10 protein-coding genes are annotated in these 13001 nt (G+C 44.1%); 2 read left to right on the forward strand and 8 right to left on the reverse strand.

All coding sequences use genetic code 11. The features are described from left to right. Positions 1 to 169: 169 nt before the first annotated feature. On the forward strand, positions 170 to 949 hold the full coding sequence (locus tag CXF69_RS08920; protein WP_058024844.1) for an SDR family oxidoreductase: 780 nt from the start codon (positions 170 to 172) through the stop codon (positions 947 to 949). 46 nt (positions 950 to 995) lie between these two features. Here the strand turns inward: CXF69_RS08920 and CXF69_RS08925 are convergent, their stop codons facing one another. The 5 genes from CXF69_RS08925 to prpF form a co-directional block, all read right to left on the reverse strand. After that, a complete protein-coding gene (locus CXF69_RS08925) occupies positions 996 to 2537 on the reverse strand; it encodes a bifunctional 2-methylcitrate dehydratase/aconitate hydratase (RefSeq protein ID WP_101205862.1) in 1542 nt (513 codons plus the stop codon). A gap of 152 nt (positions 2538 to 2689) precedes the next feature. Further along, positions 2690 to 3316 carry a GNAT family N-acetyltransferase gene (locus CXF69_RS08930; RefSeq protein WP_075107142.1) on the reverse strand — a complete coding sequence of 209 codons (627 nt, stop codon included), beginning with the start codon at positions 3314 to 3316 and terminating at the stop codon, positions 2690 to 2692. A 71-nt stretch (positions 3317 to 3387) separates the two neighbouring features. After that, positions 3388 to 5241, reverse strand: a complete 1854-nt coding sequence (locus CXF69_RS08935; protein WP_101205863.1) for an ABC transporter ATP-binding protein — start codon at positions 5239 to 5241, stop codon at positions 3388 to 3390. Positions 5242 to 5263: 22 nt separating this feature from the next. Further along, positions 5264 to 6202, reverse strand: coding sequence for a 5'-nucleotidase (locus CXF69_RS08940; protein ID WP_101205864.1), 939 nt, complete (start codon positions 6200 to 6202; stop codon positions 5264 to 5266). A gap of 14 nt (positions 6203 to 6216) precedes the next feature. Next, on the reverse strand, positions 6217 to 7458 hold the full coding sequence (prpF, locus tag CXF69_RS08945; protein ID WP_101205865.1) for a 2-methylaconitate cis-trans isomerase PrpF: 1242 nt from the start codon (positions 7456 to 7458) through the stop codon (positions 6217 to 6219). 62 nt (positions 7459 to 7520) lie between these two features. Between prpF and CXF69_RS08950 the strand changes: the two genes are divergently transcribed. After that, positions 7521 to 8471: a hypothetical protein gene (locus CXF69_RS08950; protein ID WP_101205866.1), complete on the forward strand. Its 951-nt coding sequence runs from the start codon at positions 7521 to 7523 to the stop codon at positions 8469 to 8471. Here the strand turns inward: CXF69_RS08950 and CXF69_RS08955 are convergent. The 3 genes from CXF69_RS08955 to prpC all read right to left on the reverse strand — a co-directional run bounded on the left by CXF69_RS08955 (position 8468) and on the right by prpC (position 12910). After that, a complete protein-coding gene (locus CXF69_RS08955) occupies positions 8468 to 8707 on the reverse strand; it encodes a type II toxin-antitoxin system Phd/YefM family antitoxin (protein WP_101205867.1) in 240 nt (79 codons plus the stop codon). The genes CXF69_RS08950 and CXF69_RS08955 overlap by 4 nt on opposite strands. A gap of 144 nt (positions 8708 to 8851) precedes the next feature. Further along, positions 8852 to 11485, reverse strand: a complete 2634-nt coding sequence (gene acnD / locus CXF69_RS08960; RefSeq protein ID WP_166739210.1) for a Fe/S-dependent 2-methylisocitrate dehydratase AcnD — start codon at positions 11483 to 11485, stop codon at positions 8852 to 8854. Between the two features lie 297 nt (positions 11486 to 11782). Further along, entirely contained in the window at positions 11783 to 12910 is a 1128-nt protein-coding gene (gene prpC / locus CXF69_RS08965) for a bifunctional 2-methylcitrate synthase/citrate synthase (protein ID WP_101205869.1), read from the reverse strand. Positions 12911 to 13001: the final 91 nt, after the last annotated feature.

Raw genomic sequence — 13001 nt, forward strand, 5'->3', positions numbered from 1 at the left:
AAAAAATGCGGGTTTAATCGCTAAAAATTATTGTAGCGTATATAGAATGAGAATAATGTCTATTATTTTTATCATAGCAAACACTCGTAAAATCAGCCAAAATGAATAAACAAACCAACACGTGCTAAGAGCTGCATAAAAAGAGTGAGGGTAGCATATGAATAACGGCATGAATAATAAAACCTATCTTATCATCGGCGGAACGGGCGGTATTGGTCAGGCCATGGTCAAGCAGCTGGTACAAGAGTCAGCTGCCGATCAAACTGACGGCGCATCTGCTAAAAGACATAGTACACAAGTATTCGCCACTTATCATCGCAGTGAGCCGAACTTTGAAGCAGAAAATCTGCACTGGTTACCCATGAATATCAGTGATGAAGACAGTATCCAAAAAGCGGCCGACACCATCAAGCAGACAATGGGTCATGTCGATTGGGTCATCAACTGCGTGGGATTATTACATACCAAGACTGCGCAGCCAGAAAAGGCCTTGAGGCAGATTGAAACGGCGTTCTTTTTACAGAACATGCAAATCAATGCACTAGCAAGCTTGCTGATAGCCAAGCATATCAAACCGTTGCTCGCCAAAGCTAAACGCAGCGCTAGCCATCCAGCTATTTTTGCGACCATATCAGCCCGCGTCGGCAGCATCACTGACAATCAGCTAGGCGGTTGGTATAGTTATAGAATGAGTAAGGCGGCGCTCAATATGGGGATGAAAAACTTGAGTATCGAATGGGGCCGATCACTCAAAGAGGTGTGCGTGGTCGTTATGCAACCGGGCACGGTGAATACCCAGCTATCTGCGCCGTTTCAAGGCAATGTCGCTGAAGGACATCTATTCTCGCCAGTGTATAGCGCCGAGTGTTTATTGGAAGTGCTATCAGGGATGACGGCTGCCCAATCAGGCAGTTTTGTCGATTGGGCAGGAGAGTCGATACCTTGGTAATGATACAGATGATAGGGTGATTTAGGATGGTTATCCTGTTAAAACACTAATAAGCCATAAATAAGTCCATAAACTCATTCACTGGCGTTTGCTCCAATTTTTCTTGATCGTCACACAGCTCAATGATTTGCTGACACCGACTATCGATAAAGCGAGTAGCCAAGCTGGCTCGGAACTTTGCCTCAAGTATAGGAATGCCCTCGGCACGGCGGCGTTTATGACCGATAGGATACTCGATGGCGACTTTTTCTGTGCTACTGCCATCTGTAAAGAATACCTGAATGGCATTGGCAATAGAGCGCTTACTGGGGTCATGGTAATCTTTTGAATACTGTGCGTCTTCTTCTACCACCATTTTTTCGCGTAGCTCATCGATTGATAAATGCTCTTCGTGATAGTCATCCTCATAGTTCTCCGCCATCAAATCGCCTGTCAATAGTGGCACAGCCACCATATATTGTAAGCAGTGATCCCGATCAGCTGGGTTAGCAAGCGCGCCCTCTTTTGAGATGATGCGAATTGCTGAATCATGGGTGGTTAGGACAATTTTTTCGATCTCATCAATTCGACCTTTCACATGTGGATGCAAAATGACGGCCGCTTCACAGGCAGTCTGGGCATGAAACTCAGCAGGAAAGCTTATTTTAAATAAGATGTTTTCCATCACATAACTGCCAAAGTCACGCTGAAAGGTAAATCGACGCTCGTCTTCGGGTTTGGTCGCAAGATCCTTATTGGTATGGCTAAACAGCACATCATAAAACCCCCATTGCGGTGCGGTTAGTGCGCCAGGGACACCCATTTCACCACGTGCGGTGATATCTACCAGACGTACCGCACGGCTGGTTGCATCACCTGCCGCCCATGATTTTCGGCTGCCCGCGTTGGGTGCATGACGATAGGTGCGCAGTGCCTGACCATCGACAATGGCTTGTGAGATGGCGGCCATGATGCGCTCGCGTGGCAGCTGATAGAGTTTGGCGACGACCGCAGTTGAGGCTAATTTTACCAAAAACACATGATCAAGACCCACGCGATTGAATGAGTTTTCGAGTGCCATGACGCCTTGAATTTCATGCGCCATGATCATCGCCTCGAGCACGGCCCTCATGGTTAGAGGTGCTTGCCTTTGGCCGATATTTTTTTGACTGATATAGTCGGCGACCGCCAAGATGCCGCCCAAGTTATCAGACGGATGACCCCACTCAGCAGCGAGCCACGTATCATTATAGTCAAGCCAGCGTACCATACAGCCGATGTCAAAAGCGGCTTTGATGGGGTCTAGTCTATAGGAGGTGCCAGGGACGCGAGCGCCATGCGGCGTTATTTGATCAGGGCAATCAGGCCCCAAGTGCTTGGTACACTCAGGGAAGCGCAGTGCCAGTAGTCCGCAGCCGATGGTATCCATGAGACAGTGGCGTGCAGTACGCCATGCATCAGTGGGATTTGGTGACTCGTTATCTATGGAATAATTGAGCACATAATCGGCGATTTTTTGGATTTCATCGTCATATTCTGGACGGATATTGCTCTCTACCGTTGCCTCATTTGTATTTGAATGGGCTGTATCTGAATTGGTATTTGACATGGTTGTTTCCTCTTCCTTGAGTGTGCTAACTTTTCGCTTTGTTGACCCATGCTCGCAGTCATCCTTTTAAAGCGGTTATCATTCAAAAGTAGCATACTCAATATGGAACAACCAGACTGAATTGTGTTAAGAAGTAAAACTTTGTAGGCTGTTTAAATCATCAAATAGAGCAGACCTAAAATAAACAGCGCTGCTATAATAAACAGCAGGAAGCTTAAAACTTTGGTCGTGGTTGACGCAGTATCCACACTTTCTTTTCTTACTTTGTTTTTCTTAGCAACGTATAGCACCATCTTCACGTGCTCAATATTATCTTCAAGATAATGCTCACCTTCAGGTACAAAACCCAAAGACTCATAAAAACTAAGCAGGTAAGCCTGTGCCGAGATAATAATCGGACGTTTTTTACCGTATTTTTTGCGGCAATGAGCAATAGCCTGAGTCATTATTTGACGTGCTAGGCCGTCACCTCTGTGCTCTGATAACACAAGCACTCTACCGATGGCAGGCATGGCAGTGTGGTTGATCTTGATCGTAGGGTCGGCGACCGATAGATTGGATTTTAGTTTATTGAATTCAGGCGGGACAATGCGGCAATATCCGACCAATGCTGCATTTTGATGAGCAATCAAATGCAAGCAATCAAAATCGACTTCATCCATATCTTGATAAGCACAGTTTTGTTCGACGACAAAAACCTGCGAGCGTGCTTTTAGGATATGGTAAAGGTCAACTGAGGTCAGCTCATCAAAGGTTTTGATAGAAAATTCACAATTCATAATGGGCAAGCTTCTAGCAATAGGCGGTAAAATAGGGGCATTATAACGATTTAGGCAGTCATTAACCATTCCTAACCCTTTAGGGTCTGACTGATTTTGTCTAAATTTAAGCTATCAGACATGGCACTAAATATCTCAAAGTATTTGCCGCGTTGGGCATAGAGCGCCTCGTGTGTGCCTGTTTCGACAACTTGGCCGTTTTCTATCACCACCAAATCATCGGCATCAATGATTTGAGCGATATTGTGCGAAACCATGATGACGGTACGATCTTTTTTGATCAGATCAAGGCTTTTTTTGACCTGTTGACTGGCGATAGCATCGAGACTGGCGGTCGGCTCGTCCAAAAACACAATCGGCGGATCTTTTAAAAACATCCGTGCTAGCGCAATACGCTGCTGCTGCCCACCTGATAACGACTTGGCAGTGCTCTCGTAGCCATCAGCTAACCCCATAATTTGATCGTGTATCGAAGCTTTTTTTGCCGCTACAATGATGTCATCAATGCTAGCGTTCATATCGCCATAGCGGATATTTTCACTGATCGTGCCCGAAAATATATGATTACTTTGTAGTACCAACCCAATGCGCTGACGCAACTCGTGAGTATCACAGTCAGCCAGATCGTGCCCATCTAGGCAGATCGTACCAGCGTCTGGGGCATAGAACTTGACCAATAGATTGATAATCGTGCTCTTGCCAGCGCCAGAGAGGCCAACCAGCGCCGTGATACGGTTGGGCTTAATAGTGAAGCTGACGTCTTTGAGCGCTTGCGTCCCATTCGGATAAGTAAAATCGACATGTTTAAGCTCGATATGACCTTTTAGGTTGTCGCTACTGATACCAGCGATGCTCTCGACTTGGCTGTCATCTTCTAAAATATCAAAAAAACCTTCGGCATAGGTCAATGCATTATTTATCTGGTCGTAGATGCGGTGCAGCTGGCGAATAGGGGCAGCGACGTTTTGAAATAGCATAACGTGAAATAAAATCATTCCAATGGTCATCTCACCTTGTAGGACAAAATAAGCGGTGAGCAGGATGATAACCACCACACCAATCTGCTCGATAAAGGTTTTGATGGCATCATACACAAACCCAATACTGCGAATACGCAGCTGATTATCGGTCATTTCCTTTTGAATGGCTAAGTGCTTTTCTGCTTCTATCGACTCACGGACAAAGGATTTCACCACGCTGATCGAATTGATCAAAGATATTACCAAACCGCTTTTGGCTTCTCTATAGCCACGCATCTGCCGACGAAAACCTTGTAGGCGCTTGGCTTGTTTTTGGCTGATAAAAAAGTAAATGGGAATGATAATAAGACCGACCAAGCCTATCCAAAAATTGGTCGAAAACATAATGATAAGTGCCACTATCGCATTGGCAAACAGCGGTAGCATATCGATAAAGAAGTTTTGCACTAAACTGGTTAAGCTGCTGACGCCATAATCGATACGCGTTTGCAACTTGCCGCTGTCGTTTTCGCTACTGGTATAAAATGCCATCCGATAGGTCAAGATGCGTTCAATGATTTTTTGCGATAAATCACGTGATAGATTGATACGAATCTTTTCGCCGAAGAAGCGTTGCCCAAACGAGATGAATATCGATAATATCTCTTTGGTTAAGAGTACCGCACTGATAATGGTCAGCATGCGCACGCCAGCTTCCCAAGGCTCAGCAAGCGTGGCTATCTCGGTCAAGGTATCGACGGCATAGCGCAGCACAAAGGCATTAACTTGCGCGGTAAAGGAGCCTAATGCGGTCAGCGCTAAGGTGGCGATGATAAGCAATCGATAAGGCTTAGCAAATACCGCCAGTTTTTTGAGGATATCCCACAGTAGTGCCCGCCGTTCTTTTTTCTCGACTGGAGGTTTTTTGTCTAACTGTGCGCGGCGTGGTTGGGGAGATGTCGGCATGTATTTTTATAATTATTAGCAATTAGCTTTCATTATGTACTACTTTATTAGCGACTCCAAAAGGTATATGAACCAAAGGTAAAATATTAGCAGATTTCAAGTGTAACTTTTGATCATCAAAGAAAATATGTGGTTTTAATATCTCAAGCACCTTAGACTTTTCAACTCCTCCCATAAAAAATGCCTTATTAGCAAGAATATCCCATTCTCTCATAGTGTTAATTGCACGCTTATGTGAAGGTGCGTTTCTTGCTGTGACGATGGAAACTCTCAAAACTGGTTCATAATTAGGATTTTTAAGCTTGTAACTAGTCTCAAGCTTTTGAATATAAGAAATGCGATCAAGAAAGTTTTTTAAAGGTCCTGGATTATGAGCTATATCTACTTTAGAAGACTCGTGAGAGTGGAAATCACCTAATTCATTAGATTTCTTATAAACTGTTTCTGCTTCATCGTCTATCAGCACTCCGTCAAAGTCGAAAGCAATCCTCAATTGCATGTCCTCAATATCATCAGAAATATTACCATGCAAGATTTGACCTGCTGGAAATCCTGCATCTACTGCTTGCTTAACATCTCCTTCATTGGCAGATAAAAATAATTCTATATCAAATGCTGGGATATATTTATAAGCTGATTGGCCTTGCAAAAAAACAGCCCGTGTAATTGACAGCTCATAGTGCTCAATAGAATTCATGACTCTCAACCCTGTGTCAGGATCGTTACGAGACAATAAAATTACTTCAACCAAAGGTTCATCTGAAATTTCATTCAACTTTAATAATCTTCTGATGAATGGGTAAGCAACGCCTGTAATAAGAGGAATATCTTGGTTTTCACGTTGATAATCCCTATATGCTTGCTCACCTTGTTCCTTAAATACCTTGTCTGACTCATCTAAATCAAACAAAGCACTTGAAGACAATCCAATTACTAACCTTCCTGTAAGATCGTATGCCATTATAATTTCCTTAATTAAAAACCATCCGCAGGCACAAAAACTTCACCAACCATGATACGCCTTGCTGAACGACTCATCGACACTTTTTTGGCTTGCCAGCGTCCATCGACCAGTTCGGTTTTTCCGCCAACGAGCAATGTCCCTGATGGATGACCAAAACGTACCTCTGTCAGCTCGCCAGCACCAGCAGCTTTGTTAACAAGCGTGCCTTGCGTGGTTGCTGCTGCAGCAATCGCGACTGCTGCTGTCCCCATCATAGCGTGATGCAATTGCCCCATACTCATGGCACGTACGACTAGATCAATCTCTTCTGCATCGACCGATTTACCACTAGAGGCGCTATAGCTCTGTGCGTTACCAACCCATGCGATTTTAGGAATGTGTTGGCTGGTTTGCGCCTCGCTCACATCTTTAAATAATCCCATCGCCACGCCGCCTGTGGCACGGATTTTTTCAAGCTTGGTAAGTAGCTCACTATCACTATTGATGTCGCCTTGTAGCTCAGTACCCGTAAAGCCCAAATCTTCTGCGTTCATAAAGATGGTTGGGATGCCTGCGCTAATGAAGGTCGCTTTGATGCTATCAGCCTCTAGACCGCAGCCTGATACATCGAAATCATCGACCAAATTGCCTGTCGGGAACATGTCGCTGGTGGCATCAACCGGATCGATAAACTCAATTTTGACTTCAGCGGCTGGGAAGGTGACACCGTCTAATTCAAAATCGCCGGTTTCTTGAACCTGTACTTTGTCATTTGCGTCTTTATAGACGGGCACATGGGCAATAATGGTTTTACCGATATTCTCTTGCCAAATGCGTACTTCACAAATACCGCTATCTGCATTGTCATCGATGCTGTTAGCAATTTTGTCAGCATCAACTAGACCCATATTAATAGCACAGGCACCAACCGCTGCAGTTAAGTTACCACAGTTACCCGCCCAATCAATCATCGGCTTTGCGATATTGACCTGCCCGAACAGATAGTTCACGTCATGATCTGGTCTGTCAGAGGCCGATAAGATAACGGTCTTTGATGTACTAGAGCTACCATTGCCGAGACCATCAATTTGCTTACCGTAAGGATCTGGGCTACCGACGACACGTAATAGTAAGTTATCACGTGACTCGCCAGCAACTTGGCAACGCTCAGGTAAATCAGATAACTTAAAGAACGTACCTTTGGAGGTACCACCGCGCATATAGGTAGCAGGAACGGATATTTGCGCGGCGAATTTTGGTTTTGATTGAGTCATTGCTGGAAATCCTTTTGATAATGCTATTATAGTAACATTGACTATATTGGGATAATTTAACTATGGTTAAAACTAAGAAAACAATCTATTTAGACCAAAATGTTTTGACAGAATTGAGAATTAATAAACTCTATACAAGTGATTCAAAGTTGATCCAATTACTAAAATTACTAACTTCTAATGAGTACACTATAGTTTATTCACATACGACTTTATTGGAAATATACAATATAGGTAATAAAGCATATATAGATGAGCACTTAGAAACCCTCAGGCTACTCAACGCAGTTTATTGGAATAAACTGTTTACGCCTAATGAACACAACGTGTATGTTATATATAGAAATTTTGTCAAAGTGCATGAAGGTAAGTTTTCTAGAGTCCTTTATGCTAGTAACGAAAAATTTATTAAAAGAATAAATGGTATAGATATTGGAATAACTACCAAAGATAGTTTTAATAGTATGCTTGGTGAAGCTGTCAGCATACCTTTCTCATACTTAGACGATAAAATACCCATTTTGAGGAAAGCAAATAAATATTTTTCAAAAAAAGCAGTTGATCTTACAATCAATTATTTTTCTAGTATAAGCAATGAGCTACCAGATTTTGACCCAGTTACTTTTAGAGAATGTATCAAAATAGATACTGAAATTAAGTTAATAGAACCTGAAGAAGCTATGTTCTTTATTATTAAAGCCTTATGTGATTATGATCCTCATTTCATAAATATATTTAAATTTGATAAAGGTAATATAGAAACAAAGATTGAATTCTTTTTTAACTTCCTCAATTGGATCGGTTATTATTCTGATAAGTTCCAAAACGATACTAATAAAAAAGGTTTCCACGCTGCATCTATGCGTGATGCAGCTCATGCTGGAACTGCTTGGCATTTTGACTATTTACTTTCAGATGATTACAAATTTAGGCAAAAAGCTAAAGCATGCTACGCTTTTGTTGGCTCTACAACGAAAGTACTTTCTATTGACGAATTCTTATTACTGCATTAGTCCGCGCTACGACTAGCAGCCCGATACTGATCAATGGACATAGCCAAATGCTTCGCATTAGCAGACGACTTCAATAAATAAAATGTCTCCATTAAACTATTATAATGAGCAAGCGACATGATAACTGCACCCTTATTGTTTTGACGACCTATAGTGATCAAGTCATCATTACAATTTACAGTATCTAAGACTGCTTCAAGGTCTTTGTTCGCCTTAGAAAAACTGATAGTTTTCATAGAATTTCTCTTAGTAATAACCTCTATAAAGTATTATACAAATATCCGTTATTATCAACGAAAAAGCCGATGTCATACAAGGTTATACAACATCGGCAACTTTCATACTTTGCTGCTTATCACGCTAAAACCTACAAGAGACTCTTAGACAATATCTAAAGTCCCTTCGATAAACTCTTTAGCAAAGCGTTGTAGCATACCGCCAGCATTGTACATTTTGACTTCATCAGCTGTATCTAAGCGGCAGATAATAGGCGTCTCAGTGGTACTACCATCGGCACGATGAATCACTAGAGTCATCAATCCGCCAGCCGAGACTTCACCTGTGACATCAAAGGTTTCCGTACCATCGATATCTAACGTATGGCGAGTCGTACCTTCTTCGAACTGTAAAGGCAGCGCGCCCATGCCAACTAAGTTTTGACGATGAATACGCTCAAAGTCTTCAGCAACGACGGCTTCTACGCCAGCGAGACGCACGCCTTTGGCAGCCCAGTCACGGCTTGATCCTTGACCATAGCCATCACCTGCGATAATGATAAGCGGCTGCTCACGGTTCATGTAGGTTTCAATCGCTTCCCACATGCGCATGACTTGACCTTCTGGTTCGACGCGCGCCAGTGAGCCTTGGACAACTTCGCCATCTTCATCGCGTACCATTTCGTTCAATAGTTTAGGGTTGGCAAAGGTGGCGCGTTGCGCGGTTAAATGGTCGCCGCGATGGGTTGCGTATGAGTTATAGTCCTCAGCAGGCAAGCCCATAGTATCGAGATACTCGCCAGCTGCTGATGAGCCAAGAATGGCGTTTGATGGTGACATATGGTCGGTTGTGATGTTATCACCAAGGACTGCAAGCGGACGTAAACCTGTCAGTTTATTTTTCTTGGCCATTTTGCCTTCCCAGTACGGTGGGCGGCGGATATAAGTGGTCATTTCACGCCAGTCATATAATGGACTTAACGCCTTACCCGTATCTTTTTTGGCTTCATCAAACATTGGGATATAAACCGCATTGAACTGCTCAGGCTTCACGGCAGCAGCAACAATGGCATCAACCTCTTCATCATCAAACCAGATGTCTTTTAGATAGACGTCATTGCCGTCTTTGTCTTTGCCCAATGAGTCTTTTTCGATATCAAAACGGATGTTACCAGCGATGGCATACGCGATAACCAATGGCGGCGATGCCAAAAATGCTTGCTTGGCGTATGGGTGGATACGACCGTCGAAGTTACGGTTACCAGATAGCACTGCCGTGGTAAATAAATCATTATCGATGATTTCTTTTTCGATATCAGGGTCTAGCGCACCGCTCATACCGTTACAGGTCGTACAAGCAAAGCCGACTACATCAAAGCCAATCTCCTGCAATTCTGGCATCAGACCTGCTTCTTCTAGATACATTTTGACCGTTTTTGAGCCGGGTGCGAGTGATGACTTAACCCACGGTTTACGCAATAGTCCTTTGGCATTCGCGTTACGGGCGACAAGACCTGCGGCAACCATGTTGCGAGGGTTTGAGGTATTGGTACAGCTGGTGATAGCAGCGATAATCACTGCGCCATCTGGCATGAGACCATCTTTTGGTTCAGGGAGTTTTTGATCAGGCGCGTGGGCGATGCCTTTGGCCACCAAATCATCGGTAGATACACGGGCATGGGGACGCGACGGGCCTGCCATGTTACGACCGACTGATGACAAATCAAACTCAAGGACGCGTGCGTATTCGGCTTTTTCCATGCCGTCAGCCCATAGACCCGTTTGCTTGGCATACTGCTCAACCAGTTTAATCTGTTCCTCAGAACGACCCGTCAGACGCAGATAGTCAATGGTTTGCTCATCGATATAGAACATCGCAGCAGTTGCGCCATATTCAGGCGTCATATTGGAGATAGAGGCGCGGTCACCGACACTTAGCTGGCGTGCACCGTCACCAAAGAATTCAATATATGTAGAGACCACACCTGCATCACGTAAAAATTCCGTCATCGCCAGTACGAGATCCGTACCAGTAATGCCTTTTTGCAGTTTTCCTGTTAATTTGACCCCAACGTAATCAGGTAGGCGCATATAAGAGGGGTTGCCTAGCATGACGCTTTCGGCTTCTAGACCGCCTACACCGATTGAGATCACACCTAGTGCATCAACCATCGGCGTGTGGCTATCCGTACCGACCAACGTATCAGCGAATGCGACTTCTTCACCGGCTTTATTGTGCACGACTTGTACAACAGGTGACATTTTCTCTAAGTTAATCTGATGCATGATGCCGTTACCCGGTGGTACGACGTTGACATTGTCAAAGGCATACTGGCACCAGTTGATGAAGTGAAAGCGGTCATCGTTACGGCGCTCTTCAATCGCACGGTTTTTCTCAAACGCGTCGTCTTCGAAGCCTGCGTGCTCAACCGCCAATGAATGATCAACGATAAGCTGAGTCGGCACGATAGGGTTTACCTTAGACGGATCACCGCCTTGCTCAGCGATGGCATCACGCAAGCCTGCCAAATCAACAAAGGCCGTCTGACCCAAGATATCATGACAAACGACGCGGGCAGGGTACCAAGGAAAATCTAGATCTTGCTTGCCTTCGATATGCTGCTTTAGCGCTGCCGTTAAATCCTCTGGTGGGCAACGGCGTACTAAGTTTTCACACAATACTTTTGAGCAAAATGGTAGCTTGTCATAAGCACCTTCCTCGATACTCTCGACCGCTTCGCGGGTGTCAAAGTAGTAAAGGTCAGTGTCTGGAAGCTGTTTTTTGAATTCGTCATTCATGGGTTGTACGAGCGCGTTGTCCATAAGTCACCTTTGGCTGTTGGCTAATTTTGATAAGTAGTTAAACGTCGATATTAGATAAAAATTCATTCCTTTAGCAAAATCATCGTTTGTTATTATAGGCTTTGCTAAAGAATCGATATTGAAAGTTAAGATGGCATGATCTATAAAAAAAATAGCGTATGACGATCAAACCTAAAAATATCAAAGCTAGGCTCAATCGACATACCTGTATCAGCTAGCACTGCCGCTAGCTGATAATAAGTACGTAACAATAGCTACTTAAAAGAAATCAACTTAACGCGTACTCATATCTGGTACTGGACGCAGCTCTTCACCCGTATATTCGGCACTTGGGCGAATGATACGGTTGTTGGCACGTTGCTCAAACACGTGGGCTGCCCAACCAGTCAAGCGTGAGCAGACAAAGATAGGGGTGAACAGTTTGGTTGGGATACCCATGAAGTGATAGGCAGATGCATGGAAAAAGTCAGCATTACAAAACAGTTTCTTCTCACGCCACATCACTTCTTCACAGCGTACCGAGACGGGGTATAGCACTTCATCACCCACGTCAGCGGCCAGTTTCTCAGCCCAGCCTTTAATCACGACGTTACGCGGATCTGACTCGCTATAGATGGCATGACCAAAGCCCATGATTTTGTCTTTACGCGCCAGCATACCCATCATTTCTTCTTCAGCCTCATCAGGTGAGCTAAAACCTTCAATCATATCCATCGCTGCTTCATTCGCTCCGCCATGCAATGGACCGCGTAGTGAACCGATGGCACCAGTGATACAAGAATGGATATCAGACAAGGTAGATGCACACACACGAGCGGTAAAGGTCGACGCGTTAAACTCATGCTCTGCATAAAGGATAAGCGAGACGTTCATTACTTTTTCGTGTAGCTCGTTTGGTTTTTCGCCTTTGAGTAAATGCAAGAAATGACCGCCAATCGTGGCATCATCTGTATCGGTCTCGATACGTACATTATCGTGGGTAAAACGATACCAATAGTTGATAATCGATGGAAAGGCCGCTAGCATACGGTCAGTTTGATCGTTTTGCTGAGCAAAATCAGTTTCGGTCTCAAGGTTGCCAAGCATAGAGCAGCCTGTACGTAGCACGTCCATTGGATGCGCATCAGCTGGGATACGTTCAAGTACGTCTTTTAATGCTTGTGGTAAGCCACGCAAGCTTTTGAGTTTGGCTTGATAGGCATCAAGCTCACTTTGAGTAGGCAAGTTGCCGTATAACAGCAAATACGCCACTTCTTCAAAAATACACTTATCTGCCAGCTCTGATACATCATAACCGCGATAGGTCAGACCAGAGCCTGATTTGCCAACGGTAGATAGAGAGGTTTTACCAGCGACTTGTCCACGTAGACCTGCGCCTGAAAGTTCTTTTTGTGCTGCCATGTTTACATTCCTTTTGTTGGTAGCTTTTTTGAGTGAAAACGGTGTTTCTGATAATAAATTTATTGGTTAATGACTGACTATAGCGCCAGTC

Origin of the sequence: Psychrobacter sp. Choline-02u-9 (assembly GCF_002836505.1) — a bacterium.
In the GTDB taxonomy this organism is placed as follows: Bacteria; Pseudomonadota; Gammaproteobacteria; order Pseudomonadales; family Moraxellaceae; genus Psychrobacter.

What these genes read in the sequence shown, in the direction of transcription:
- prpC (WP_101205869.1), bottom strand. Translation starts at nt 12,910, where the DNA reads ATGGCAGCACAAAAAGAACTTTCAGGCGCAGGTCTACGTGGACAAGTC.
- CXF69_RS08940 (WP_101205864.1), bottom strand. Translation starts at nt 6,202, where the DNA reads ATGGCATACGATCTTACAGGAAGGTTAGTAATTGGATTGTCTTCAAGT.
- CXF69_RS08920 (WP_058024844.1), top strand. Translation starts at nt 170, where the DNA reads ATGAATAATAAAACCTATCTTATCATCGGCGGAACGGGCGGTATTGGT.
- prpF (WP_101205865.1), bottom strand. Translation starts at nt 7,458, where the DNA reads ATGACTCAATCAAAACCAAAATTCGCCGCGCAAATATCCGTTCCTGCT.
- CXF69_RS08930 (WP_075107142.1), bottom strand. Translation starts at nt 3,316, where the DNA reads ATGAATTGTGAATTTTCTATCAAAACCTTTGATGAGCTGACCTCAGTT.
- CXF69_RS08935 (WP_101205863.1), bottom strand. Translation starts at nt 5,241, where the DNA reads ATGCCGACATCTCCCCAACCACGCCGCGCACAGTTAGACAAAAAACCT.
- CXF69_RS08950 (WP_101205866.1), top strand. Translation starts at nt 7,521, where the DNA reads ATGGTTAAAACTAAGAAAACAATCTATTTAGACCAAAATGTTTTGACA.
- CXF69_RS08925 (WP_101205862.1), bottom strand. Translation starts at nt 2,537, where the DNA reads ATGTCAAATACCAATTCAGATACAGCCCATTCAAATACAAATGAGGCA.
- CXF69_RS08955 (WP_101205867.1), bottom strand. Translation starts at nt 8,707, where the DNA reads ATGAAAACTATCAGTTTTTCTAAGGCGAACAAAGACCTTGAAGCAGTC.
- acnD (WP_166739210.1), bottom strand. Translation starts at nt 11,485, where the DNA reads ATGAATGACGAATTCAAAAAACAGCTTCCAGACACTGACCTTTACTAC.